Annotated in this window: 26 protein-coding genes and 1 pseudogene; 12 read left to right on the top strand and 15 right to left on the bottom strand. The window is 70.5% G+C overall.

The features are described from left to right. Window positions 1-38: 38 nt before the first annotated feature. The 8 genes and pseudogenes from malQ to AC792_RS12095 form a co-directional block, all read right to left on the bottom strand. Window positions 39-2,210 (bottom strand): 4-alpha-glucanotransferase, encoded by a 2,172-nt coding sequence (gene malQ, locus AC792_RS12125; RefSeq protein WP_049830766.1) that lies wholly within the window; start codon window positions 2,208-2,210, stop codon window positions 39-41. Window positions 2,211-2,286: 76 nt separating this feature from the next. Next, complete coding sequence (locus AC792_RS12120; protein WP_049830765.1) at window positions 2,287-2,760, bottom strand: MarR family winged helix-turn-helix transcriptional regulator; 474 nt, start codon at window positions 2,758-2,760, stop codon at window positions 2,287-2,289. Between the two features lie 62 nt (window positions 2,761-2,822). Beyond that, window positions 2,823-3,416, bottom strand: a complete 594-nt coding sequence (locus tag AC792_RS17950; protein WP_082177703.1) for an MBL fold metallo-hydrolase — start codon at window positions 3,414-3,416, stop codon at window positions 2,823-2,825. A gap of 32 nt (window positions 3,417-3,448) precedes the next feature. Next, a pseudogene (locus AC792_RS17945) lies at window positions 3,449-3,745 on the bottom strand (MBL fold metallo-hydrolase); the annotation flags it as partial. Between the two features lie 236 nt (window positions 3,746-3,981). Next, on the bottom strand, window positions 3,982-4,086 hold the full coding sequence (locus AC792_RS18220; RefSeq protein WP_442853618.1) for an MFS transporter small subunit: 105 nt from the start codon (window positions 4,084-4,086) through the stop codon (window positions 3,982-3,984). Between the two features lies 1 nt (window position 4,087). After that, window positions 4,088-5,470: an OFA family MFS transporter gene (locus tag AC792_RS12105; protein ID WP_049830762.1), complete on the bottom strand. Its 1,383-nt coding sequence runs from the start codon at window positions 5,468-5,470 to the stop codon at window positions 4,088-4,090. Window positions 5,471-5,625: 155 nt separating this feature from the next. Then, the gene (locus AC792_RS12100; protein WP_049830761.1) at window positions 5,626-7,269 is read right to left on the bottom strand and encodes an alpha-amylase family protein; all 1,644 of its coding nucleotides are present in this window, start codon (window positions 7,267-7,269) and stop codon (window positions 5,626-5,628) included. Next, on the bottom strand, window positions 7,266-8,228 hold the full coding sequence (locus AC792_RS12095) for a TIGR03885 family FMN-dependent LLM class oxidoreductase (RefSeq protein ID WP_049830760.1): 963 nt from the start codon (window positions 8,226-8,228) through the stop codon (window positions 7,266-7,268). The genes AC792_RS12100 and AC792_RS12095 overlap by 4 nt, the downstream gene beginning before the upstream one ends. Before the next feature lie 254 nt (window positions 8,229-8,482). On the opposite strand from AC792_RS12095, the gene AC792_RS12090 reads away from it, so the two are divergent. Further along, the gene (locus AC792_RS12090; protein ID WP_049830759.1) at window positions 8,483-9,487 is read left to right on the top strand and encodes an NADP-dependent oxidoreductase; all 1,005 of its coding nucleotides are present in this window, start codon (window positions 8,483-8,485) and stop codon (window positions 9,485-9,487) included. A gap of 50 nt (window positions 9,488-9,537) precedes the next feature. Beyond that, a complete protein-coding gene (locus tag AC792_RS12085) occupies window positions 9,538-9,999 on the top strand; it encodes an SRPBCC family protein (RefSeq protein ID WP_049830758.1) in 462 nt (153 codons plus the stop codon). Here AC792_RS12085 and AC792_RS12080 read toward each other — a convergent pair. After that, entirely contained in the window at window positions 9,996-10,589 is a 594-nt protein-coding gene (locus tag AC792_RS12080; protein WP_152916188.1) for a GNAT family N-acetyltransferase, read from the bottom strand. The two genes, AC792_RS12085 and AC792_RS12080, sit on opposite strands and share 4 nt — an antisense overlap. Before the next feature lie 206 nt (window positions 10,590-10,795). On the opposite strand from AC792_RS12080, the gene AC792_RS12075 reads away from it, so the two are divergent. Continuing rightward, window positions 10,796-11,623 carry an aldo/keto reductase gene (locus AC792_RS12075; RefSeq protein ID WP_049830756.1) on the top strand — a complete coding sequence of 276 codons (828 nt, stop codon included), beginning with the start codon at window positions 10,796-10,798 and terminating at the stop codon, window positions 11,621-11,623. 108 nt (window positions 11,624-11,731) lie between these two features. Here the strand turns inward: AC792_RS12075 and AC792_RS12070 are convergent, their stop codons facing one another. Continuing rightward, a complete protein-coding gene (locus tag AC792_RS12070) occupies window positions 11,732-12,400 on the bottom strand; it encodes a pyridoxine/pyridoxamine 5'-phosphate oxidase (RefSeq protein WP_049830755.1) in 669 nt (222 codons plus the stop codon). 258 nt (window positions 12,401-12,658) lie between these two features. Here AC792_RS12070 and AC792_RS12065 point away from each other — a divergent pair, with 258 nt between their 5' ends. Both AC792_RS12065 and AC792_RS12060 read left to right on the top strand, forming a co-directional pair. After that, window positions 12,659-13,132, top strand: a complete 474-nt coding sequence (locus AC792_RS12065) for a DUF4190 domain-containing protein (protein ID WP_049830754.1) — start codon at window positions 12,659-12,661, stop codon at window positions 13,130-13,132. Then, window positions 13,122-13,949: a DUF1684 domain-containing protein gene (locus AC792_RS12060; protein WP_049830753.1), complete on the top strand. Its 828-nt coding sequence runs from the start codon at window positions 13,122-13,124 to the stop codon at window positions 13,947-13,949. The genes AC792_RS12065 and AC792_RS12060 overlap by 11 nt, the downstream gene beginning before the upstream one ends. A 15-nt stretch (window positions 13,950-13,964) precedes the next feature. Here AC792_RS12060 and AC792_RS12055 read toward each other — a convergent pair whose 3' ends face one another. The 3 genes from AC792_RS12055 to AC792_RS12045 form a co-directional block, all read right to left on the bottom strand. Beyond that, window positions 13,965-14,546 (bottom strand): sigma-70 family RNA polymerase sigma factor, encoded by a 582-nt coding sequence (locus tag AC792_RS12055; protein ID WP_049830752.1) that lies wholly within the window; start codon window positions 14,544-14,546, stop codon window positions 13,965-13,967. Between the two features lie 152 nt (window positions 14,547-14,698). After that, window positions 14,699-14,938, bottom strand: coding sequence for a hypothetical protein (locus AC792_RS12050; RefSeq protein WP_235436701.1), 240 nt, complete (start codon window positions 14,936-14,938; stop codon window positions 14,699-14,701). A gap of 3 nt (window positions 14,939-14,941) precedes the next feature. Further along, window positions 14,942-16,471, bottom strand: a complete 1,530-nt coding sequence (locus AC792_RS12045) for a glycosyltransferase (RefSeq protein ID WP_235436699.1) — start codon at window positions 16,469-16,471, stop codon at window positions 14,942-14,944. Between the two features lie 268 nt (window positions 16,472-16,739). Here AC792_RS12045 and AC792_RS12040 point away from each other — a divergent pair, with 268 nt between their 5' ends. Further along, the gene (locus AC792_RS12040) at window positions 16,740-17,402 is read left to right on the top strand and encodes an alpha-ketoglutarate-dependent dioxygenase AlkB family protein (protein WP_049830751.1); all 663 of its coding nucleotides are present in this window, start codon (window positions 16,740-16,742) and stop codon (window positions 17,400-17,402) included. A 69-nt stretch (window positions 17,403-17,471) separates the two neighbouring features. On the opposite strand, the gene AC792_RS12035 is transcribed toward AC792_RS12040, so the two are convergent. Together AC792_RS12035 and AC792_RS12030 are read right to left on the bottom strand one after the other, a co-directional pair. Continuing rightward, complete coding sequence (locus tag AC792_RS12035; RefSeq protein ID WP_049830750.1) at window positions 17,472-17,984, bottom strand: mycothiol transferase; 513 nt, start codon at window positions 17,982-17,984, stop codon at window positions 17,472-17,474. A 121-nt stretch (window positions 17,985-18,105) separates the two neighbouring features. Beyond that, window positions 18,106-19,107: an alpha/beta fold hydrolase gene (locus tag AC792_RS12030; RefSeq protein ID WP_049830749.1), complete on the bottom strand. Its 1,002-nt coding sequence runs from the start codon at window positions 19,105-19,107 to the stop codon at window positions 18,106-18,108. A 129-nt stretch (window positions 19,108-19,236) separates the two neighbouring features. Here AC792_RS12030 and AC792_RS12025 point away from each other — a divergent pair, with 129 nt between their 5' ends. The 6 genes from AC792_RS12025 (at window position 19,237) to AC792_RS12000 (ending at window position 23,373) form a co-directional block, all read left to right on the top strand. Then, the gene (locus tag AC792_RS12025) at window positions 19,237-19,551 is read left to right on the top strand and encodes a hypothetical protein (protein WP_152916186.1); all 315 of its coding nucleotides are present in this window, start codon (window positions 19,237-19,239) and stop codon (window positions 19,549-19,551) included. A gap of 166 nt (window positions 19,552-19,717) precedes the next feature. Next, on the top strand, window positions 19,718-20,179 hold the full coding sequence (locus AC792_RS12020; protein WP_235436697.1) for a DUF2243 domain-containing protein: 462 nt from the start codon (window positions 19,718-19,720) through the stop codon (window positions 20,177-20,179). Next, window positions 20,172-21,047, top strand: a complete 876-nt coding sequence (locus tag AC792_RS12015) for a cytochrome c oxidase assembly protein (protein WP_049830746.1) — start codon at window positions 20,172-20,174, stop codon at window positions 21,045-21,047. Before AC792_RS12020 ends, AC792_RS12015 begins: the two co-directional genes overlap by 8 nt. 126 nt (window positions 21,048-21,173) lie before the next feature. Further along, the gene (locus AC792_RS12010) at window positions 21,174-21,626 is read left to right on the top strand and encodes a hypothetical protein (protein ID WP_049830745.1); all 453 of its coding nucleotides are present in this window, start codon (window positions 21,174-21,176) and stop codon (window positions 21,624-21,626) included. A 215-nt stretch (window positions 21,627-21,841) separates the two neighbouring features. Then, window positions 21,842-23,017, top strand: a complete 1,176-nt coding sequence (locus tag AC792_RS12005) for an alpha-amylase family glycosyl hydrolase (RefSeq protein ID WP_235436695.1) — start codon at window positions 21,842-21,844, stop codon at window positions 23,015-23,017. An 89-nt stretch (window positions 23,018-23,106) separates the two neighbouring features. Further along, the gene (locus AC792_RS12000) at window positions 23,107-23,373 is read left to right on the top strand and encodes a hypothetical protein (protein WP_049830744.1); all 267 of its coding nucleotides are present in this window, start codon (window positions 23,107-23,109) and stop codon (window positions 23,371-23,373) included. The last annotated feature ends 29 nt before the right edge of the window (window positions 23,374-23,402 follow it).

Raw genomic sequence — 23,402 nt, 5'->3', positions numbered from 1 at the left:
ACGCCGATCATGACGGCCCCTGACGAGTCACCTCGCGGTCAGGCGATCGGAACGCTCGGTCCCTGCTCGGTGACCGGGAGGCCGAGCGCCGCGACCAGTGCTGCGAAGCGGGGGTTCCCGGCGAGATCGTCCACGAGCACGGCGTTGCCGTCGGCGTCCGCCAGGGGGATCCGCCAGTTCGGGTACTCGTTCCCGGTACCGGGCTGGTTCTGCGTGCGGCGCTCCCCCACCGCGTCGGCGAGGGCGACGCCGAGCAGCACGGACGGCGTGCGCGCGATGAACGCGTGGAGCCCCTCGACGGTCTGCCGGACCGTCGGCTCCTTCCCGAGGAGACCGCGTTCGCGCAGCAGTGCCAGGAACTTCTCCTGGGTGGCGCGGTCCTCCGCCCGTTCCTCCTCCACGGGGCGGCTGAGCAGACCGAGCCGTTCCCGCAGTGCCACGTGCTCGCCCGCGAGATAGCCCTCGCTCGGCGGGAGATCGTGCACGGTGACCGTGGTGAGGCAGCCCTCCCGGTACGCCTCGGGCGGCTTCGGGCCGTCGTCGTCCTGCTCGAACCACAGGATCGAGGTGCCGAGGATCCCCCGCTCGGCGAGGTACTCCTGGACACCGGGCTCGAAGACGCCGAGATCCTCCCCCACCACCACGGCCCCTGCGCGCTCGGCCTCCAGGGCCAGGATGCCGATCAGCGCGCGGTGGTCGTAGTAGACGTAGGCGCCCGCGCCGGGCGAGGCACCCTGCGGGATCCACCAGAGCCGGAAGAGACCGAGGATGTGGTCCACCCGGATGCCCCCGGCATGCCGCAGGATGTTGCGGAGCATGTCCCGGAAGGCGGTGTACCCGGACTCGGCGAGCCGTTCAGGGTGCCAGGGCGGCTGGGCCCAGTCCTGCCCGTGCTGGTTGAACATGTCCGGTGGCGCGCCCACGCTGATCCCCGACGCGAGGACGTCCTGCAGCGCCCAGGCGTCGGCCCCGCTGGGGTGCACCCCCACGGCGAGATCGTGCACCACGCCGATGGACATGCCCGCCCCCGTGGCCCGGAGCTGCGCCTGCTGGAGCTGTTCGTCGAGGAGCCACTGGAGCCAGGCGTGGAAGTCGATCCGCGCCGCGTACCGCTGCGCGAGATCCTCGGCGGTCGCGGAACCGGGCCGGCCCACCTCGTCCCACTCCTCGGCGCCCGGCGCCAGGTGCTCGGCGAGCGCGGACCACAGGGCGAAGTCGACGAGGCCCTGCCCCTGGTCGGCGCGGTAGGCCTCGAAGTCCTGCTGCCGCTGCGCCGGGCGTTCCACGGCGAACACCAGGTCCAGTGCCTCGAGCTTGGCCGCGTAGGCGGGGTCCCGGTCGAGGAGGTCCGCGGTGGTGTTGTCCGCCGCGAAACTCGCCGCGAGCTCCTCGATCCGCGCCCGGCCGGTCTCGTCCAGGCGCGCGTACTCGGGGATGTCCTCCACGCGCAGGTACAGGGGGTGGAAGTAGCGGCGCGTGGTGGGCAGGTAGGGGGAGGGTTCCACGGGCGGTACGGGTTCGGCGGCGTGCAGCGGGTTGACGAGCACGAAACCTCCGCCGAGACCCGCGGAGGCCTCGGCGAGCCGGCCGAGGTCGGCGAGGTCGCCGATCCCCCAGGAGTCCGAGGAACGGGCCGAGTAGAGCTGCGCCATGAGCCCCCAGGTCCGGCGGTCCAGGAGCTTCTCGGTGGTGCCCAGCCGGTCCGGTGTCACCACGAGCGTGCAGGAGGACTCCTCGCCGTCCACCGAGGCGTGCAGTGTGTGCCAGCCCAGCGGGAGTTCCTCGGGCAGCAGGCCCTTCACCCGGCGCAGCTCCTGCCCGCCGACCGTCCGGGTCTCCACGGCGTCGTCGTCCACCGTCGCGGTGTGGCGGACGCCGTCCTCGGTCACGGCCCAGAGCACGGTCCCGGATCCCACCGGCACGGAGAGCGGGACCGGTTCGGCCCGGCCTTGCCGCACCACGACGACGGCGGGGAGCGCGGTGCGCCACGGGGCGTCCTCGGCCTCGGCCAGGGAGCCGGCGATCCGGTCCTCGGACCCGGCATCCACCCCGAGCGCCGCGAGCACCTTCACGAGGGTCTCGGGGGCCACCTCGGCCGGCTCGCCGTCCCATCCCTTGAAGGTGGTGCCCACACGGTGCGCCTCGGCGAGTCGCCGGAGGGCGGAGGTGTGGGCGGGAGCTGCTTCCGGGTGTTCCGTCGTGTCGGCCATGGTCCCAATCTAGGCGCCGGGCGTCGCGCCGCGCACCCGGCCACCCCCTGCGGTGGCGATCCGCCCGCTGCTGTCGCTACCAGGTGTCGCGTGCGTAGGTGCCGATTAGTCGGTCGATCAGCACGCCGAGCTGGTCCACGTCCGTGCGCTCCCAGCCCTGCAGCAGCTCCACGAACGCCGTGTGGCGGCCGGACTGCGCCTCCGCGAGCCGCTGCTCACCGAAGGGGGTCAGGAGCACGCGCTGCGAGCGGGCGTCGCCGGGATCGAGTTGCCGGAACACCAGCCCCAGCTGTTCCAGGCTCCTCAGCTGCCGGCTGATGGACGGCTTCCCCACGCCGATGCCCAGCGCGAGGTCCGTGGCGCGCAGCGCGCCATCGCGTTGCAGCAGCGTCAGGATGCCGTAGGCGGCGGGTTCCATCCCGGGGTGCACCGTCTTCGCGAGTGCATGGCAGGTGATGCGCTCACGGCGCCACAGCACACCGGTCTGCTCCTCGAGGACCTCGATGGCGTGGTCGAACCCGGGATTCCTCGATTCCTCGGTGGTGTCCATGGTGGAAGCGTATAGACGCTCGCGAGCCCGGGTGCACGGTTCCGGGAAAAAGACCGAAGATGTCAGGGCGCGGGCGCCCCCGGCTCGCCGACGTGGTCGCGGTGCATCGCCGTCTGGCTCAGCGCGGAGAGCAGCTGGAACCCCTGCAGCCCGGCCCATCCCGCGGACCAGGTGAGGCCCGCGGCGAGCTCCCACACCGTGGGCACGGTGCTCCGGGTCCTCGCCTCCTCGAGCGCGGCGGCCACCTGGCGTGTGCGCTGCAGCTGGTGCTCCAGGCATTCGCGCGCCCGGTCGGCGACACCCGTGAAACGGTGCCCGTGCCCGGGAAGCACCTCGTGCTCCGGGTACCTGCACACCCGCCGGACGGACTCCGCGTAGTCGGCCAGGGGGTTCGTGACGGTCGGCCCGCCGAGACCCAGACCGGGGAACACCGCGGGGAGGACGTGGTCACCGGTGAACAGCAGTTTCCGGCGCTCGTCCACGAGGCAGATGTGCCCCCCGGTGTGACCCGGCGTGGCCAGGACCCTGATCACGGAACCGGGGACGGCCAGGACCTCGCCGTCGGGGAGTTCGTGGTCCCCGGCGAGGCGAGCCCCGCGGGGAGGCGGCCCCCCCGGCCCGCGGCCCCCCCCCGCCGGTCCGGCGGGACCCCCCACGCCACGAGCTGCGCCGTCGCCTCCTCCGGATCCCGGCCGCGGGCCCCGTGATGCTCGAGCGCCCTGCACTCCGCGGCGTGCAGGGCGAACGGCGCCCCCGACGCGGCACGGAGCCGCACCGCCATGCCCACGTGGTCGGGGTGGAGATGGGTACCGGTGATGCCGCTGACGGCGGCCGCACCGGCGCCCCCGGGCACGACGACGTCGAGTGCGCTGACCAGCCGGTCCCAGTTCTCGTCGGAGTCCCACCCGGGATCGATCACGTGGACGCTGCCGTCGGCTCCCCCCACCAGGTAGCTGGACGAGTGGGCCAGGTGACCCCCGGGCATGGATTGCGCGAGCGCCCAGACGCCCTCGCGCACCTCCTCGAGGGGAGGGAGGCCCTCCGGGGGGACGGCCTCGTCCTGCTGGTTTCCGGTGCTCTCCATGGATCCTCCCGATGCTTCGGTGCCTCGCGCGTGCACGCCGTCGTCCTGTCCCACTGCGGCCGGGCAGCAGGACGCCCGCCGGGGACCAGGAGCGGGATGCTCCGCTCCCCGGCGGGCGTTCTGGAGGTGGGCGGGTGTCAGCCGCCGAACAGGGCCGACGCGCGGATGAGCGTCTGCGTGATGCCGTAGATCAGCGGGGCGCCCACGAGCGCCCAGGCGATGGCGATGCGTGCTCCGGTCATGTCAGGACTCCTTCACTGATTCTGGTGCGGTCTTCTTCACGGGCTCATGGAAACGCGGGTCCACGGGCTTGATGAGCAGGTTCGCGACGAACCCCACCACCAGCAGGCCCACCATGGTGAGCAGTGCGGGCTGGTAGGCGCTCTCGGTCAGCTGACCCGGGGTTCCCTGCGCGTCGAGGAAGGCGTTCACGATCAGGGGCCCCGCGACCCCCGCCGCCGACCAGGCGGTCAGCAGCCGGCCGTGGATGGCGCCCACCTGGAAGGTACCGAAGAGGTCCCGCAGGTAGGCCGGGACGGTGGCGAACCCGCCCCCGTAGAAGGAGATGATGAAGAACGCGAGCACCACGAACAGGAGCGTGCTGGAGGAACCGGCGAGGGCCAGTACCGTGTAGAGCACGGCGCCCACACCGAGGTAGATCATGTAGATGCGCTTGCGGCCGATGATGTCCGACGTCGTGGACCAGACGAAGCGTCCGGCCATGTTGCCGATGGACAGTAGACCCACGAACCCACCGGCCACCGCCACCGTCACGGCGCTGTCGGTGTCGCGGAAGAAGTCCTGGATCATGGGGGATGCCTGCTCGAGGATGCCGATGCCGGCGGTGACGTTGCAGAACAGGACGATCCAGACCAGCCAGAACTGCTTGGTCCTGATGGCGTTGGACGCCGAGACGTTGTCCGTGGTGACGAGCGCCTTCGACTTGAGCGTGGAGGGGTCGAATCCGGCGGGCTTCCAGTCGGCCGCCGGCACCTTGATGGTGAAGGCACCGAACATCATGTAGACGAGGTAGATCACGGCGAGGGTGAGGAACAGCTTGCCCACGGCGTCGCCACTGGCCACCCAGCCCTCCGCACCGGAGTTCGGGTCGTAGAAGCGCAGCAGCTGCGTGGACAGCGGGCTCGCGATGAGCGCGCCGCCGCCGAAGCCCATGATCGCCATGCCGGTGGCCAGCCCCGGACGGTCCGGGAACCACTTGATGAGCGTGGACACCGGGGAGATGTACCCGATGCCCAGGCCGATCCCGCCGATGAAGCCGTACCCCAGGTAGACCAGCCAGAGCTGGTTCGTGAAGATCCCGAGTGCACCCACCAGGAAGCCGGCGGTCCAGAAGAGCGCCGAGGTGAACATCGCCTTGCGGGGTCCGTTGCGGTCCACCCAGGTGCCGAGGACGGCGGCGGAGAGGCCCAGCATCACGATGGCGATCGAGAAGATGATGCCGATCTGCGTCAGCGAGGCGTCGAAGTGCGCCGTCAGTGCGGTCTTGTAGACGCTCGTCGCGTACGCCTGGCCGATGCACAGGTGCACGGCGAGCGCCGCCGGGGGGATGAGCCACCGGTTGAACCCGGGTGGCGCAATGGTCTTCTCGCGGTCGAGCCAACTCATCGAGGGCCTTTCTTCGTGCTGGAGAGGCCGCTCCCCGGCCATGGTTGATACAGGCAATTATGCTGTGCGTCACACCGTTCGGGAAATGCCGTACCGCACGAGGCCGATCGGGCAGGAAGAACCACCCCGGGCAACGGATCGTCCGGGGTGGTTTCTCACAGCAGTCGCTTCTCCCCGGCCCGGATGATCCTCAACCAGCGGTACCCGTAGCCCTCGAGCCCGATCTCGAGCTTCCCGTCGCGGCACTCCACCTGTTCGTCGCCGAGCAGATCGATCACGTGGGTGATCTCCTCGCCCTCCGGGAGCGTCACAGAGACGCTGCGGGCGTCGACCGCGAAGTTGTGGAGGGCCACGAGCTGACCCATGGAGCTGACCATCGTGTGCGCGAACACGCAGGGGTGCTCCTGCTCCAGAATGGTGAACGTCCCCCAGCCGATCTCCGGTGACTTCTTGTAGGCGGCGATGAGCTGTCGCATGAAGTGGAGCAGGGAGCCGGGATCGTGCTGTTGGGCCGCGACGCTCACGTGCTCCGGGGACGCCCCGCCCTCCACCACGGGGAGGGGGAGCTTCGAGGCGTCGGCGGCGGAGAAGCCCCCGTTCACCTCGGGTGACCACTGCATGGGGGTGCGCACCGCGGACCGACCGGGGACCGATGCATTCTCCGCCATCCCGATCTCCTCGCCGTAGTAGAGCACCGGAGCACCCGGGAGGGAGAAGACGAGGCTGTAGACCATGCGGATGCTGCGCGGGTCGTTCGCCAGCATCGGGGGCAGACGCCGGATGATCCCGCGCCCGTGGATCTGCATCGACTCCTCCGGCGCGAAGGCCTCGAACACCTCCCCGCGCTCCTGATCCGTCAGCTGGTCCAGGGTGAGCTCGTCGTGGTTCCGCACGAAGTTGGCCCACTGGTTCACCGCCGTGATCCCCGGGCGCTCGGCGAGCACCTCGGCCAGGGGCGTGGCGTCGTGACGCGCGAGGGCGAGGTACATGTGCTGGTTCGCAACGAAGTCGAACTGCATGGTCAGTTCGTTGCCCTGCTCACCGAAGAAGGCCTTCTGCTCCTCGTAGGGGAGGTTGACCTCCCCCAGCATCATCCCGGTGCCGCTGCGCCGTCCCACGTAGCCGCGCAGCGCCCGCAGGTACTCGTGCTCGTTCCGGCCCTCGGCCTCGATGAGGAACGGCACGGCGTCCACCCGGAAGCCGTCGATCCCGAGCTGCAGCCAGAACCCGATGACCTTCGCGATCTCCTCCCGCACCGCCGGGTTGGCGGTGTTGAGGTCGGGCTGGTGACGGTAGAAGGAGTGCTCGTAGTACTGGCCCGCCTCCTCGTCGTGGAACCACACGCCGTCCTCCACGTCGGGGAACATGCTGGCGCGCCCGTCCTCGGGCTTCTCGTCCCGCCACACGTAGAAGTCGCGGTACCGGTTGTCCCTCGAGGACCGGGCCTGGCGGAACCAGGGGTGGTCCACCGAGGTGTGGTTCACCACGAGGTCGATGATCACGCGCATCCCGCGGTCGTGGGCGGTACGGACCATCTCCACGAAGTCACCGAGGTGCCCGTTGCGCTCGTTCACCCCGAAGTAGTCGGCGATGTCGTACCCGTTGTCCTTCCGCGGGGAGGGGTAGAACGGGGCGAGCCAGATGCAGGTGACCCCCAGTTCCTCCAGGTAGTCCAGGCGCTGGCCCAGCCCCTCGAGATCCCCCACGCCGTCGTCGTCCCAGTCCAGGAACGTCTCCACGTTGAGGTTGTAGAACACCGCGGTCTTCCACCAGAGGTCGCTCGTGTCGGTGATCCTCATCGGGACATCACCTGCGGCAGCACGCTCTCGCCCATGACCTTGAGGAAGTACTCCTGCTTCTTGTCCACGTTGTGCAGATAGATACGATCAGCTCCTGTGTCGGTGATGCGGGTGAGCAGCTCGGAGAGCTCGGCGGCCTCCGAGGTGCAGAAGACGGAGTCCGCCACGGCCTCGGGGGAGATGAACTCCGCCGCCTGGTCGTAGTGCCGGACCGTCTCGAGGTCCCAGCACAGCGGTGGCGGCAGGATGTTGGTGCGCCACTGGTCGTGCGCGGTGTGCACCGCCTGCTCCCGGGTGGGCGCCACGCTGACCTGGGCCTGGACGACGACGTCCCCGCGACCGCCGGCGTCGCGGTAGGCGTCGACCACCCTCCGCAGCTCGTCCACCGGTTGCAGGATGGTGGCCAGCCCGTCCGCCCAGGAGGCCGCCCAGGCGGCCGTCTCCTTCGTGACGGCCGCCCCGAGCAGCGGCGGAGGGATGTCCGGGAGGGACCACACCCGCGCCCGGTCCACGGTGATCAGGCCCCGGTGGGTGACCTCCTCCCCCGCCAGCAGCGCCCGGATCACGTCCACGCACTCCCTCAGGCGGGCGTTGCGCTCGGGCCGCGTGGGCCAGCGCTCCCCGATGATGTGCTCGTTCATGGCCTCACCGCTTCCGAGGGCCGCCCAGAACCTGCCGGGGTACAGCTGCTCGAGCGTGGCGACGGCCTGCGCGGTGATCACCGGGTTGTACCTGTACCCGGGTGCGGTGACCACGCCGAAGGACAGCGAGGTCGCCTCGAGGGCCGCCCCCAGCCAGGACCAGGCGTACCCGGATTCCCCCTGCCGTTCGCTCCACGGGGTGAGGTGGTCGGAGCACATGGCGGCATCGAAGCCGGCGGCCTCCGCCTCCTTCACCAGGTCCAGGAGTGTGCGGGGGTCCAGTTGTTCGTGCGAACAGTGGAAACCGAGGAGGGTCACGGCTCATACCTCGTTCGTCGGTGGTGCGCGAGTCGGTCCTTCCACCCTTCAGGCTCCACGCCGAGGAGGCAAGCGGAACGGCGGCCGGTGGCCCGATGGTTACTGTTCCGGAATCTCCGACCACCTTGAGGGCGTACCCGTCATCGGCATCCGGCGTTCCGAGGATCACATCCTTCTCGGGAAGTGATCCGCCCCCGTACGGGGTTACCTCCCTGCGACAGTCTTCCGATCACCATCTCTTCCAAGGAGCAGCCATGACCCTCAGCACACAGATCCAGCTCGTCACACGGCCCGTCGGGGCCCCCATCGGGGACGACTTCGCCACCGTGGAGGTGGAGCTGCCGGATCTCGGTCCCGGTGAGGTGCGTGTCCGCAACGAGTTCGTCTCCGTGGACCCCTACATGCGCGGACGGATGAACGACACGAAGTCCTACGTGCCGCCCTTCGGCCTCGGCGAGGTCATGACCGGTGGTGCGGTGGGCCGCGTGGTCGAGTCCAACAGTGACACCCTGGCCGTGGGGACCGCCGTCCTCCACAACTTCGGCTGGCGAGACGTGGCCCAGGCACCGGCCGAGCAGTTCTCCCCCCTGCCGGACACCGAGCTGCCCCTGTCCGTGTTCCTCGGGGCTGCGGGCATGACGGGCCTCACCGCCTACGCCGGGCTGAAGCGGGCGGCGGCGCTCGCGGAGGGTGACGTCGTGTTCATCTCCGGCGCCGCAGGTGCCGTGGGCTCGATCGCCGGTCAGCTCGCCCGTGAGCTGGGGGCCTCCCGCGTGATCGGTTCGGCCGGGTCGGCGGAGAAGGTGGCGATGCTCACGGAGAAGTTCGGCTACGACGAGGCATTCAACTACAAGGACGCCCCGGTGCGGGAGCAGCTGCGCGCCGCGGCCCCGGACGGGATCGACGTCTACTTCGACAACGTGGGCGGGGATCACCTCGAAGCAGCACTCGACCGGATGAACACCGGAGGTCGTGCGGCGCTGTGCGGGGCCATCTCCCAGTACAACAACACGGAGCGCACCCCGGGTCCGGACAACATGTCGAACATCGTCACGAGGTCGCTCAAGCTCCAGGGCTTCATCGTGGGCCAGTACCAGGACCTGCAGGCGGAGTTCACCGAGCGGATGACCACCTGGCTCGCCGACGGCACCGTGGTGTTCGACGAGACGGTGGTGGACGGCATCGAGAACGCGGCCGGGGCGTTCCTCGACATGATGGCCGGGGCCAACACGGGCAAGATGCTCGTGCGCGTCCGGTAGTCCCTGCGGTATCGCAGCCGGCCGTCCCGACCGGCTGCGATACTGACCCGATGACCGTGTCCTTCACCTGCACCACCACCACGCAGCTGGACCGGGACGAGCTCTTCGAGAGGTCACTGAGCATCGACGCGCACACGGGGTCGATGCGCTTCTCCCGCGAGCGGGCGGTGGCCGGGGTGACGAGCGGGCGGATCGGCCTGGGGCAGCAGGTCACCTGGCGGGCGTGGCACTTCGGCGTCCCCGTGCGGATGACCAGCGCGATCACCGAGCTGGAGGCCCCGCACCGGTTCGTCGACGAGCAGGTGCGCGGTCCGTTCCGCGCCTTCCGCCATGTCCACGAGTTCTCGCTGCAGGACGGCGCCACCACCATGGTGGACAGGATCGAGTTCACGGCTCCGTTCGAGGTGCTGGGGGCGGTGGCGGAACGCTGGCTGCTCCGCCCCTACCTGCGTCATCTCATCGGTGTCCGCAACCGGTTCCTCGTCTCCCCCGCCGGGGCCGGGAGGGGCTAGTATCGGCCCGCCGGCAGCAGCGCGAGGTACTGCGGGAACTCCGCCAGGAACGCCTGCACCCGTGGGCAGCGGGGCACCACGGCCACCCGGCGCCGGTGCGTGTCGAGCAGGACCTGGCGGATCAGCGCGGGCTCCACGTCCACGGTCTCGAACCGGGGATCCACCACGGCCTGGGTGAGGACGGTGCGCTGCCCCTCCATCTCGTACTTCACATGGCCCGTCATGACGCCGTCGCTGAACAGTTCGAAGCGGGAGAACAGCATGTTGTCGCGGAAACCGGCGCGAGCCCCGACCGGCGCCGTCCCGGCCTCGGCCTGCGCCTCACGACGCTCGATCTCCTCGACCAGCAGCTCGTAGCGGTTCAGGGCGTCACCGGGCGGGAAGTCGCGGTCCAGCAGGCGGTAGACCTGGTTGCTGAGGACCCGCAGGCGGCGTGTGGAGACGGCCATGAGGTCCTCCGGGACGTCGACGTCCTGGGTCCGCGCGGCCGAGGTGCGCGGAAAATCCGCCACACCGGTCAGGCCGAACCGCCCCGGTCCGGAGGACTGCGCCCTGCGCGAGAGGTGCTCTACGAGTGAGGAAGTTTCCATGGTCAGCTCCACGACGGTGGTCGAACGGCCCGCTGCTAGGCCTCGTTCCGAACTATAGGCGCCCACCTGCCCGATGGGAAATAAAGCACCCTTACTATTTTCTCGGGGACCCGGGCGGTGATCCTCCCGCCGTCGGGGTCGGTTGACGCGCTGGTGGCACCCGGGAAAGGCTTGTCCGGTCAGCGATCCTTCGAGCAGGAGCCCCCATGGCACTCGCACCCACCGTCCAGCTGCGCAGCGGCGCACACCTCCCCCTCCTGGGCCTCGGCACCTGGCCCCTGGACGACGACGAGGCGGCGGCCACGGTGGGCCGCGCCATCGAGACCGGGTACCGGCTCATCGACACGGCGGAGAACTACCGCAACGAGAAGGGCGTGGGCGAGGGCATCCGGCGGTCCGGCATAGCCCGTGAGGAGCTCTTCGTCACCACCAAGTTCAACCGTGAGCACCACGGCCGCGACGGCGTGCGCCGGGCGTTCGAGACCAGCGCCCGGCTGCTGGGGCTGGAGTACATCGACCTCCTGCTCGTGCACTGGCCCAACCCGGACCAGGGCCATCACGTGGAGGCCGTCCAGGGCATCGCGGACCTGCTGGAACAGGGCCTGGTGCGAGCCGTGGGAACGTCCAACTACAAGCCGGCCCACCTGCAGCAGGTCCTGGACGCGGGGGTGGTCCCGGACGTCAACCAGATCCAGCTGGATCCGCAGCGCCCCCGTATCGAGGACCGGGCGTTCCACGACGAGCACGGGATCGTCACCGAGTCCTGGAGCCCGCTGGGACAGGGGGGCGGGCTCCTGCAGGAATCCGCCGTCGTCGCGATCGCCGAGACCCACGGCCTCACCCCGGCGCAGGTGGTGCTGCGGTGGCACGTGCAGCAGGGCCTCGTGGCCATCCCGAAGTCCTCGGATCCGAATCGCCTGGCCCAGAACCTGGACGTCTTCGGCTTCGAACTGTCCGCGGAGGAGATCGCCTCCCTCTACACGCTGGACACCGGGCAGGCGGAGATCGTGGACTCGGACGAGTTCGGCCACTGAGCAGAGCCGGCCGAGTTCGGCCACTGATCCGTGCAGCCGGCCCGCCCCGCGACCTTGACGGGGCCGGGCCGGAGCCCGGGCCGCCGGTCGATCGTCAGGGCCGGGGCATCAGGGCCAGAGTATCTCCCGGGTCCAGGCCTCGTCGGCCCGCGTGTAGCGCAGGCGGATGTGCTTGCGCTCCTGGTCCGCCTGCCAGAACTCCACGGTGTCGGGCGCCACGGTGAACAGCGTCCACGCCGTCCGGTCCAGGCCCTCGGTGTCGTCCTGGCCGATCCGCCCGGCCTGCTCCCGGACCGCCTCCTCCAGGGCCTCGCGGCTGGTGAGGACGGTGCTCTGGCTCCCGGCCAGCACCAGCGCTCGCGCCACCGGGTGGCGGCGCTGGAAGTCGGCGTGGTTCTCCTCGGCACCCGCGGTGGACACCGCACCGCGGATCCTGATCTGACGCCCGGCCTCGGGCCAGAAGAAGGTCAGCGCGGCGGCGGGGGTGTCGCTCAGCTGGCGGCCCTTGGGGCTGTCCCTGCTGGAGGCCACCTGCCACCCGGCCTCCGTGACGTCCTTGAGGATCACCACCCGGGCGTCGGGCAGACCCTCGGCGTCGGCGGTGGCGAGGTGCACGGCGTGCGGCGAGGCGACGCCGTCGTCCACCGCGCGTCGCAGCCAGTCCAGGAACAGGTCCACCGGCGACGGCGGGGCCGCGGACGGATCGAAGGAGGGCATGTGCTCGGGGAACACGGCGACCCCGCGGACGATGTTGCGGATCACACCTGAATCACTCATGGCGTCAGCCTAGCTGCCGGGTCCCCCGTGCGGCGGGGTGACTTCCCACGCGGGTCCGGGCAGGAGAGCGGGCGGGACGCACAGCCCGATGAGCAGCCCGATGTGCAGCCCGATGCAGGCCTGACGCACCGCCCGGGGTTCCGCCACGCCCGGCGCGTAACCCGGGGAAAGGGGTGCGCGGCGGGCGTGCGCACGGGACAATGGTGTTCCCGGGATGAGTTCCCGGACCTGCACAGCTGCCGAGCAGAGGAATCCACGATGTCCCAGGACCCGTATCCCAGCGATCGTCCGTCCGGCGGCCCTGGTGCCCACCAGGACGACGGCGGGCCCTACGGCCGCGAGGGCGGCCACGAACAGCACCCGCCGTACCAGCAGTCCCCTCCATACCGGCAGGAGGGCGGCCCCGCGCAGTACCGGCCCTACCAGCCCGGGCTCTACCGTGGGTACGCCCCCGGCATGTACGCGCCCACCGCCCGGACCCTCGAGGGCGAGAAGGCCGCGCAGCTCTCGATCGTCCTCGGGATCGTGGGCTTCTTCGTGGCCGGGCTGATCCTCGGCCCCCTGGCGATCTGGCAGGCCGGGAAGGCTGAACGCCTCGGCGTGCCCGCCACCGCGGGCAAGGTACTGGGCTGGATCCTCACCATCCTGTACGGCGGGCTGCTGCTCCTGGGGATCCTCCTCATGATCCTCCTGTTCGCCGGCATCGGCATGGCCGGCAGACTTGGGAACTGAGCCCCGATCCGCGGAGGAGCCCCCCGAGCAGTGGGCGCTCTTCCGTGCCCGCCGGGACGAGGCGCTCGCGGAACCGCACGGCTGGCTGACCCTCACCTCGTTCCAGTGGCTGCCCGCGGAACCGGCGGTCCTGGGGCCGGTGCCCGGCCTGTGGTCGGCGGACGGAGCGTCCGCCACGGTGACGGCGTCGGCCGAGGACGGCCTGACGGAGCTCGTGACCGCACAGCCGCTGACGGGGACGAGGACGGCGACCCTCGACGAGGAGGAGTCCCTGCGCTGGGTGGCGTACGGTGGCGCGGACGGCCACCGCACCGAGGTGGAGCTGGCGCGGCGGGGCGGACGCTACGCCGTGAGGACGCGGGACGCGCAGGCTCCCACCCTCACCGCGTTCACCGGGGTGCCCACCTTCGGCCACCGGCCCGACCTCGTGGTTCCAGGCCGCTTCGAGCCGTACCCGGAGCCGGTGCCGGAGCACATCCGCACGGCACACCCCGACGTCCCCGGCACCCATCTCACGGCGGGGGAGGGGCGCTTCGGCCTCCCCGGACAGGAGGCCGGGTTCCGCCTCCATGCCTCGCAGGACGACGACGGTTCGCTCGACGTCACGTTCCACGACAGCACGAACGGGGTCTCCACCGCGGGGTGGCGCAGGCTCGGGATCGCGCCGCCGGGCGAGGACGGCGCCGTGGTGCTCGACTTCAACCGGGCGGTCAACTACCCGAGTGCCTTCACCCCCTACGGGACCTGCCCCCTGCCCGTTCCCGCCAACCGGGTGGCTGCACCGATCGAGGCCGGCGAGAAGGACCCGCTGCGCTGAACGACGACGCCGCGGTCAGCCGCCGGCCGGCGTGAGCTCGCCGCGGAGCCGGATGATGCCCTCGCGGATCCTGCTCTTGACGGTGCCCGACGCCGTGCCCAGCTGCTGCGCCACCTCGTTGTAGGTGAGGCCACCGAAGTAGGCGAGATCGATCGCCTCCCGCTGCAGGGGTGTGAGGCGCGTCAGGGAACGGCCGAGCCGCTGCTGCTCCTCGGCGGAGAGGACGTCCTCGACCACGGAATCGTAGTCCGCCGGATGCGTGGTCCGCCCCCATACCTGCAGGCGCTCGGTGGCGGCGATCTCCGAGCGGACCCGGTCTATCGCACGACGGCGGGCCATGGTCATGGTCCAGCTGAGCGCACTCCCGCGCTCCGGGTCGAAGGACGCAGCCTTGGTCCAGATCTCGAGGAAGACCTCCTGCATCACCTCCTCGCTGATCTGATGATTCACCACCACCTTGCGGACCACCCCGAACACCCGGGCGGAGGTGAGCCGGTAGAACTCCGCGAACGCGGCGCCGTCCCTGCACCGGATCCGGGAGAGGAGGCCTCCGAGTTCGTCGCCGGAGAGGGGGAACACACCCGGTGCCCCCGTCATGACGGGGGCGCACCGATGGTGTGGGGAGAACGGATGGAGCAACGGACAGTGGGCATTGAGACCTCCGGAAGCACTGCACTGGATCACCCGGAAACGTCTCCGCCCGTGCGATCCCTCGCCCTCATCATGCCGCAAGGTCCGGCATCATGTGCTCACATCGGGTGGCGACTCTCCGCGTCGGGGTAGATGCTACGGGTCTCGGTGCGGCGGTTCCGGCCGGACACCCAGTCGCCCGGATAGATCTTGGGCAGGACGTTGGCGAGGGCCAGGGACGCGTAGAGCACCGTGTTGATGGCCACGAAGGCGGCGAGGACCGCGAAGATGCCGGAGTGCAGTACCGATTCCGGGAGGAGGATCCCCGTGTGGATGACGATGCCGGTGTGAGGGGCCATGGTTCAGGACTCCTGGGGTTCGAGGGTGCGTGCGGGGGCGGCGTGGACGAGGTGCTTCCAGCTGGCCTGGCGGCCGGACGAGAGATCGATGATCCCCTTGACGTAGACGAGGTTGAGGAACATGTCGAAGAACAGCTCGGGGAAGAGGGTGACAGCCAGCAGGCGCGCCTTCCAGCCGCCCTTCCACACGGTGATCACCCGTTCGAGGGTGAACAGGAAGCCGAGCCCCAGCCAGAACGGGAACCAGATCCAGGTGTCGAGGGACACGAGGGTGAGGATGATCAGCGCCAGGTAGCCGCTCAGGGCGATCACGCCGTACCCGATCCCGAGCTGCTGCGCCCAGTACCGGAGGGTGGTGGGGGTGATCCCGTAGGCGCCGATGTTCTCGAGGGCGCCCCGCTGCCACCGCAGGCGCTGGTTCCACAGCGTCCGCCAGGAGGGCATGAGCTCCGTGACCACGGTGCAGTCCTGCGGGGAGATCATCAGCCCGCCGAGCGACTTGACGGCGATGGTGAGCTCGTTGTCCTCGGTGAGTGCCGCGGTGTCGTACACGTCCCCCGGGGTTCCCGGGAGGGTGCGGTTCCGGCTCGCCGCGATGGTGCGCAGTGCCACGGGACGGAAGAGCGACGCCGTGCCGGTGAGCACGAACACCCTTCCACGACGACGGCGCATCTGGCGCGAGTACCGGATGTACTCGTTGCGCTGGAACTGGCCGATCAGCCCGTGGCCCTGCTCCCCGTAGAAGAGGCCTCCCACCGCCATCAGCGCGCGGTCCTGCACGAACCGGACCACGGCGTTGGCGAGGAAGCCGTCGTCGAGCTGGGTGTCGGCATCCATGATCATGATGACGTCGTTGTCCCCCTGCTGCGGCAGCACCACCTTCAGCGCCTGGTTGAGCGCGCCCGCCTTCTTCCCGGTGTTGGCCACGGACTCGATCACCTCGACCCCCGCCTCGCGAGCCAGCCGGACCGTGGCGTCGGTGCAGTTGTCCGCCACCACGATGATGCGCTCGGGCCGGTGCGACTGCTTCTCGAGGGAGGCGATGGTGTGTGGGAGCGAGGCCTCCTCGTTGTGCGCGGGGATCAGGACGGTGACGGTGACCTCGCCCGCGAACTCGCCGCGGTTGGAGGCCATGATCACCTTGGGTGCCAGGGGGAGGTGGTCCGGGTTCATCGACCTGCGGGAGCGGGTGGTGACCCGGCGTTCGAGCTGGGCGAGCCCGGCGGCGGCCAGCAGGGCGAGGGCGAGGGCGGTGAGGATCACGCTGGGAGCGGGCGCCTCGGAGTTGTAGAGCACCTGCCAGATCCCGATCACGGCCCGGTGGGACTCCTCGATCCCGGACTCCGGACGGTTCACCGCGATGGCGGTCCACAGGAGACCCGCCGCCGTGGTGACGATCCCGGCGATCACCAGACCCACGATGCGGTCGAACTTCCCCCTGGACCGGTACTCGTCCGCGGGGACGGATGCGTCCATGGCGTCCTCGACGACGGCGGGGCCGGGGCCACGCGTCTCCTGGGGTGTGGTGGTCATGGTCACGAGGAGTCCTCCGGATCGGGCAGCGGCTGCGTTCTCCGGTAAGTCTCGCGCCGTGATCTCAGGGCACCCCTACCGCCGGCTGAAGAAACCTTCAAGTAATTCCGTGGTTCGGCCGAACTGCGCGGACGGAGGTGCCCGCAGGTGGTGCAGGTCCCGACGCCGTCCTGCTCCGGGGTGCTCGGCCGAGAGGACACCTACGACCAAGGGACCCGTTGTCCGATGGTCTTTCCCGTCCTCTCGAGCGTCGGCGCACAATGGGACCATGAGCGACGTCCCCGAGGCCCTGCTCCCGCGGCCGCGCAGGGAGGTGGCACTGGGTGCCGTGCACCTCCCGGACTGGCTCGACGCCGCACGCCAGCGTGAGCTCGTGGTCCTCTGCCGCACCTGGGCCCGCGGGCCCGTGCCGATGCGGGCGGTGCGCATGCCGAGCGGCGGCACCATGTCCGTCCGCAGTCTGGGCCTCGGCTGGCACTGGCAGCCCTACCGCTACAGCCGCACGGCCGACGACGCCGGCGGGCAGGCGGTCCTCCCCTTCCCGGAGGTGCTCCGGGACCGGGGACGCGCGGCCGTGACCGCCCCGCACGGGCCGGGGGCAGGATCCGGGTACGAACCCGACGCCGCCCTGGTCAACTACTACGACGACGACGCGAGAATGGGCATGCACCAGGACCGGGGGGAACGGGGGGAGGCCCCCGTGGTGTCCCTGAGCCGCGGTGCCGGCTGCGTGTTTCGCTTCGGCAACGCACGGACCAGGAACCGCCCCTGGCAGGACGTGGAGCTGTACTCGGGGGACCTGTTCGTGTTCGGAGGCCCCTCACGTCTCGCGTACCACGGGGTGGTGCGGACGCTCCCCGGAACTGCACCGAACGGCATCGGCTTCGAGGGCCGGATCAACATCACCCTCCGGCAGACCGGGCTGGGCTGAACCTCCCCCGGATCCTCGGTGGACCTCCCCTGGACGGGCCGGGCGGAACTTCCCCTGGACCGGGCCGGGTCAGGCCCTGCCCAGGATGATGCCGCGTGCGTAGGCGGCCTGGCCCGCGTGCTGCACGGCGTCGTCGACCACGCTGACCAACCGGGCCAGCAGGGTCACCGGAGGATCCCAGTCCTCGTCCACCACCCGCGCGAGGTCCTCGTCCTCGAGATCGGCCAATAGCTCCGTGGCACGCCCGTGCGCGGCGTCGAAGTAGTCCAGCAGCTGCTGCGCGGATGCGACGCGCACGGCGTCCACCTGCTCGGACGAGTGCCCGTACCCGGTGTCGTCCGCCTCCAGCGGAAGCTCCCACCGGTCCGCATGACCGCCGGCGCCCCATACCTCCTCCGACCCGAAGGCGTCCGCGAAGTGGTTGTCCTCCACCCGGCTCAGGTGCCACACCAGCCAGGCCACGGAGTTGGCCGATCCGCCCGGACGCGCGACGAGCTGATCGGCGTCGAGCCCCTCCACGGCCCGGTGCACCAGCTCCGGCAGCCTGCCGTACGCCTCGACGAGTACCTCGACGGATGTCATGGATGTTCCTCCTGCGAGATCGGACGGCTCAGCGGCTCGGAGCCGTCCAGCCAGGATGGCACGGCACACCCCTTCGACTCCACCGTGTCCCGCCGCTCCTCCGTGTCGATTCTCCGCACCGCTAGTCGCCGGCGCCCTCCTTGCCGCGGCGGCGCGCCTCGGCCTGCTGCGTGCGGCCGAGCTCCACGAGGTGGTCGTCGTCGGTGTGGTTGCCCGTGAACTCGATCGCCACTCCCCTCACCTCGGCGGCGACCGCCTGCACCACGTCACCGGGATCCAGCGACGTCTCCTCCGCCGGCAGCTCCGGCATCACGGCGATCGGTTCGTCCGGCGCCGAGGCCTCCTTCGCACTGAGCGTCCCCTCGGCATGGCTGACACACAGCTGCGCCACCTCCCTGGCATGGGCGTGCATCACCGAGTGCGCGGCGCCCTCGATCTCCACGGTGGAGGCGTCGGGGAAGTCGCCCGCGAGCCGTGAGACCCACTCACGGGGGGAGACGGCGTCGTGCTCGCCGCGGATGATCAGCGTGGGGATCCGGATCCGCGGCGCCGTGTCCCGGATGCGGTAGGAGAGCATCTGCGGAAGCACCTTCAAGAACCAGCCAAACCCACAGGTCAGGTAGGCGACGACGGCCAGCAGCATCACCCGGAACGGCTCGTGCACGGCGGACCTGACGAACCGGACGGCCTGGACGGGGAGGGTACCCGCGCGGTCGTCGACCACCGGGCTGATCAGCACGAGCGTCGAGAGGCCGGGGCGGGCCGCGGCGAGCTCGGCGCAGATCTGCGTTCCCATCGAGTGGCCCACCACCACCGGGTCCTCCATGCCCACCTCGTCGATGGCCGCACCCACGAGCTCGGCGAAATCGCTGATCGTCAGCGCGTGCCGGGCATGCGGCACCCCGCCGAAACCCGGGAGGTCCAGGGCGTAGACGGGCCCGAACTGCATGAGGTGCGGGGCGAGCTGCTCGAAGTAGTGCGAGGAGACGCCCAGCCCGGAGACCAGGAGGAAAGGCCGTTCGCCCTCGGTACCCACGCGGCTGACCCGGGTCCAGAGGTTCCCGTGGTGGACCCTCCCCACCGTGATGTCCGGGAGGTCCTCACCCTTCGTCGATCTCGCCACGCGCCGTTCTCCTTTCCTGCAGCGGGATGGACCCGATCGGGAACTATCATTTCTCCTGTGGCCCCACCCGCTGGGGTCGTACAAAAGTCTGGGGAGACACATATGGAGCGTAGGCGGGTCTATCGTCCGTTGCGTTACAGGCGCGCGCGAACACTACTGATCATCATCGGCCTCTTCTGGTCGTGGCTGGGCCTCGGGGGCGGCGGTGACCTGATCGCCGCCCTCCATTCACCGATCACCGGGGCGTTGGTACTCTACGCGCTGGCCGTGAGCATACCGGTGACCATCGCCGCCGCCGTGCTGGCCGCGATGCGGATGCTCCTGATGCACCCGCGGCGGGGCGGCGTCGTGGTGAGACTCCCGGCCGCTCCCCGGTACCCTCCGCGGAGCAGGGCGGCCGAGGAGGTGGACCGCGGGTGGTCCTACCGTCAGGAAGCCTCCTGACGTGACGGCGGAGCCCTTCCGACAAAGTGCTGGACGGCCCTGCCGTCCGCTGGCACGCTGAGGAGTACACGACTCCTTCGACGTCAGGCCCGCCATCACCACCGCCCAACCGCCCCTCCACCCTGCGTCCGCCACCGGCACCGGTCCGGCGCGCCGCAACGTCCTGGTGGGATTCCTGTTCGGCTGCGGGATCATCGCCTTCGTTGACGAGGTGGTCTTCCCCCAGCTCCTCCATTGGCATTCCTTCTACGATCGGTCCACGCCGTCCGCCGGCCTGGTCTCGGACGGGATCTTCCACGCCTTCAGCTGGTTCGCCACGGTGGCTTCGCTGTTCATGTTCGCGGACCTCCGGCGCCGGTACGCCCTGCGGTCCCGGCTGTGGGCCGGCGGCATCCTGCTGGGCGTGGGCACCTTCCAGCTGTACGACGGCCTGGTGCAGCACAAGGTCTTCGGGCTGCACCAGATCCGCTACGACGTGGACCTGCTGCCCTACGACCTGGCCTGGAACATCGCCGCCGTGGCCCTGCTGATCGCGGGGGCACTGCTGGTCGTGGTGGATCTCCGGCGGAACGGGCGACGGCGCGGCGCGGCGCAGGACGAACAGCGGCACGGCATCGGGCATGGGTGAGGACCTGCACCATGGCGGTCTCCCGGCCGGGGCCGGTGGCCCGGACCCCGGTGACCTCCTCCTCGACGTGATGGTGGGCAGCGCCTGGCTCGTGGTCGCGGCGGGATACCTGGTGGCCGGACGCGCGGCGGCCCTGCGCGGACGCCCGGACCGGCCCGCGCACCGCACGGCCGCATGGCTGGCCGGCACGATCCTCGGGCTCCTGGTCACGGTGGGCCCGCCGGCCCGCGCCGCGCACGACGATTTCGTGGCGCACATGCTGGTGCACCTGGTCCTCGGCATGCTGGTCCCGCTGCTCCTGGTCCTCGGGGCTCCGGTGACGCTCTTCCTGCGGGCCGTGCCGGTCCGCGTGGGGCGTCGCTACAGCAGGATCGCCGGAGCACGCCTGCCGAGGTTACTCGCCCACCCGTGGACGGCACTGCTGCTGACCACGGTGCCGCTGGCCCTGATCTACGGCAGTGGCAGGTCCCTGGACATCGTGCACCATCCGGTGCTCGGGCCCCTTGTGCACCTGCACTTCCTCGCGGCCGGGTTCCTGTTCACCTTCGCCGTCGTGGGGCCGGACCCCAATCCGCACCGTGCGCGCCCCTGGGTGCGCGGCAGCGCGATCGTCGCCGGGATCACGGCCCACGGCGTGGTGGCCAAGCACATGATCGCCGTGGGCCAGCAGGGTGTGCCGGCCGCCGCCGTCGAGCAGGGGGCGCAGCTCATGTACTACGGCGGTGACGTGGTGCACGCGCTGGTCCTGGTGATGTTCTGCGCGCAGATCTACCGGAGCACCGGCCGGCGCCTCGGTGTCGTGCCCGGTCCGGGCTCCCCTCCCGGCGCTTCGGACCACAGGGTCCGCACTCCTCTGCACACCCCGTGACGGACGTGTCAACGTCCTTTTGGAGCGGGACCGCAGGAATGGACAGGGATGGTCCACCAGACATATAACTAGACAAACGAACTACTTCGGAGCACGCTCCGTTCTCTGCGAAAGGGTAGGAGAGCCATGACGGCAACCATCACCGAGATCCTCGGCCCCGGCGACCTCGCAGCGGATGCCCCCCGGCACTGCGGGGACGCGATGACCCTCCGCGAGACCTCCTACCGGGGTGCCGGCTACGGCGTCATCGGCCAGGTGCACGCCGGGTTCGACGTCGAACTCGTGTGGGCCTGTTCCTGTGGCTTCCAGCTCTCCTTCGCCGAGCCCGCCGACCTCGCACTGCCCCTCTCCCCCGCCCTGCGTCGCGTCGCCGCGGCCACGGCGGCCCTGGAGTCCTGCCAGGGGAAGGTCGACCAGGCGGACGCCGAACTCGAGGCGGCGATCCACCGCGCCCCCGCCGCCGGGGTGCCGGTCCCGGACATCGCAGAGGCCGCCCAGCTGGACCCGGCCGCCGTCCGGGCGCTCCTCTCCGCTCACGTGGGTGCAGGGAACACCGATCTCCTCTCCCACGTAGGCTAGACGGGAGCAGCGGCCCTGCGGGGCCGGGACGCGGCCCTCCGTGGGGCGGACACCGACCACGGAGGAGTTCCACCCATGACCGAACCCGACTGGGCCCGGCACGCCGTCTGGTGGCACGTCTACCCCCTCGGCCTCACCGGGGCCGAGCAGCCCCCACCGCCGATCCCGCAGAACCGCCCCGCCTGCTGAGCCTGATCCCCTGGCTGGACTACGCGGTGGAACTCGGCGCCTCGGGCCTGGCACTCGGGCCCGTCTTCGCCTCCGAGACCCACGGGTACGACACCACCGACTACTTCCGGATCGATCCGCGCCTCGGCACCCTCGACGACTTCGACACCCTCGTCACCGAAGCACGCGCGCGCGGTCTGCGGATCCTGCTGGACGGCGTCTTCAACCACACGGGCCGGTCCTTCGGCGCGTTCCGGCAGGTCCTGGATGAGGGTCCGTCCGCCGAGCGGGCCTCGTGGTTCTCGCTGGAGTGGCCCGAGGACGCCGGTCCCGGCGCCGAACCCGCATACCGCGACTTCGAGGGGCACCACCACCTGGTGGCGCTGAACCACGAGGAACCCGCCGTGGCCGACTTCGTGGTGGAGGTCATGGACCACTGGCTGCAGCGCGGCGCGGACGGGTGGCGGCTCGACGCGGCCTACGCGGTGCCGTCGTCGTTCTGGGCCGGCGTGACCGCCCGGGTGGGCGCGTCCCACCCGGAGGCCTACTTCGTGGGCGAGTACATCCACGGCGACCACGCGGCCGCCGTCCGGGAGGGCGGCCTCGATTCCACCACCCAGTACGAACTGTGGAAGGCCGTGTGGAGTGCGCTCAACGACGCCAACTTCTTCGAGCTCGCCGCGGCACTGGAGCGGCACAACGCCCTCCTCGGATCCTTCGCGCCACTGACCTTCCTGGGCAACCACGACGTCACGCGGATCGCCAGCAGGCTCGAGGACCCCGATCTCCTGGCGCACGCCCTGGTGATCCTGTTCACCGTGGGCGGGAGCCCGTCCGTGTACTACGGCGACGAGCAGGCCTACCGCGGCGTCAAGGAGGACCGGGCGGGAGGCGACGACGACGTCAGGCCCCGCTTCCCGGCCTCCCCCGAGGAGCTCTCCCCCGTGGGACGGCCCGTGTACGAGCTGCACCAGCAGCTGATCGGCCTGCGCCGGCGGCACGCCTGGCTGCACCGGGCCCGTACCGAGGTGCTGCAGCTGACCAACGAGGTACTGGTGTACCGGGTGTCCGAGGGCAGTGACCACCTCGTGGTGGCGCTGAACCTCTCGCAGGACTCCCGTGGCACGGGGCAGGCCGGGGAGGTCCTCGCGGGGCAGGCGGGCGCCGACGGCTCGGGTCAGCTGATCCTCCCGCCCTGCGGCTGGGCCGTCCTGGGATCATGACGCAGCTGCGGGGTGCCGCCCGGAGGTGACGACGCCCCCGCACCACAGTGGATAATGGAGGCGGACAGCCAGGAGGACGGGGAGGCCGCATGAATTCCGAGGAACACCCGACGGAGACCGATCCCGCCGACTTCACGCCCTGGCCCCGACCCATCCCGCTGCAGGTGCTCGGCACCGTCAAGAAGGTGCTCCTCGTGGTGGTGATCGTCGTCGCCGTGCAGCAGCTGCTTCCCGCCATCACGCTGGGTTCCTCGCTCAGCAGCACCTTCACCCTGCTCCTGATGCTCTCCTGGCTCGCGCCGCTGGTGCGCGTGGTGACCAAGCGCCCCTGGGCACGGAGGCAGGCGGAGGAGTAGCGCCACGCCACGCCGTTGACGTGGATCCG

This window comes from Arthrobacter sp. RIT-PI-e (assembly GCF_001187915.1).
Taxonomy (GTDB): Bacteria; Actinomycetota; Actinomycetes; order Actinomycetales; family Micrococcaceae; genus Arthrobacter_D.
This window is presented reverse-complemented; position numbering and strand designations above follow the sequence as displayed.

Bases quoted from the DNA above. Each gene is read 5' to 3' on its own strand.
- AC792_RS12065 (WP_049830754.1), top strand. From the start codon at position 12,659: ATGTCCCAGGACCCGTATCCCAGCGATCGTCCGTCCGGCGGCCCTGGT.
- AC792_RS12010 (WP_049830745.1), top strand. From the start codon at position 21,174: ATGACGGCAACCATCACCGAGATCCTCGGCCCCGGCGACCTCGCAGCG.
- AC792_RS12035 (WP_049830750.1), bottom strand. From the start codon at position 17,984: ATGACATCCGTCGAGGTACTCGTCGAGGCGTACGGCAGGCTGCCGGAG.
- AC792_RS12050 (WP_235436701.1), bottom strand. From the start codon at position 14,938: ATGGCCCCTCACACCGGCATCGTCATCCACACGGGGATCCTCCTCCCG.
- AC792_RS18220 (WP_442853618.1), bottom strand. From the start codon at position 4,086: ATGACCGGAGCACGCATCGCCATCGCCTGGGCGCTCGTGGGCGCCCCG.
- AC792_RS12090 (WP_049830759.1), top strand. From the start codon at position 8,483: ATGACCCTCAGCACACAGATCCAGCTCGTCACACGGCCCGTCGGGGCC.
- AC792_RS12085 (WP_049830758.1), top strand. From the start codon at position 9,538: ATGACCGTGTCCTTCACCTGCACCACCACCACGCAGCTGGACCGGGAC.
- AC792_RS12100 (WP_049830761.1), bottom strand. From the start codon at position 7,269: ATGAGGATCACCGACACGAGCGACCTCTGGTGGAAGACCGCGGTGTTC.
- AC792_RS12080 (WP_152916188.1), bottom strand. From the start codon at position 10,589: ATGGAAACTTCCTCACTCGTAGAGCACCTCTCGCGCAGGGCGCAGTCC.
- AC792_RS12000 (WP_049830744.1), top strand. From the start codon at position 23,107: ATGAATTCCGAGGAACACCCGACGGAGACCGATCCCGCCGACTTCACG.
- malQ (WP_049830766.1), bottom strand. From the start codon at position 2,210: ATGGCCGACACGACGGAACACCCGGAAGCAGCTCCCGCCCACACCTCC.
- AC792_RS12055 (WP_049830752.1), bottom strand. From the start codon at position 14,546: ATGACGGGGGCACCGGGTGTGTTCCCCCTCTCCGGCGACGAACTCGGA.
- AC792_RS12015 (WP_049830746.1), top strand. From the start codon at position 20,172: ATGGGTGAGGACCTGCACCATGGCGGTCTCCCGGCCGGGGCCGGTGGC.
- AC792_RS12070 (WP_049830755.1), bottom strand. From the start codon at position 12,400: ATGAGTGATTCAGGTGTGATCCGCAACATCGTCCGCGGGGTCGCCGTG.
- AC792_RS12120 (WP_049830765.1), bottom strand. From the start codon at position 2,760: ATGGACACCACCGAGGAATCGAGGAATCCCGGGTTCGACCACGCCATC.
- AC792_RS12045 (WP_235436699.1), bottom strand. From the start codon at position 16,471: ATGACCACCACACCCCAGGAGACGCGTGGCCCCGGCCCCGCCGTCGTC.
- AC792_RS12105 (WP_049830762.1), bottom strand. From the start codon at position 5,470: ATGAGTTGGCTCGACCGCGAGAAGACCATTGCGCCACCCGGGTTCAAC.
- AC792_RS12040 (WP_049830751.1), top strand. From the start codon at position 16,740: ATGAGCGACGTCCCCGAGGCCCTGCTCCCGCGGCCGCGCAGGGAGGTG.
- AC792_RS12075 (WP_049830756.1), top strand. From the start codon at position 10,796: ATGGCACTCGCACCCACCGTCCAGCTGCGCAGCGGCGCACACCTCCCC.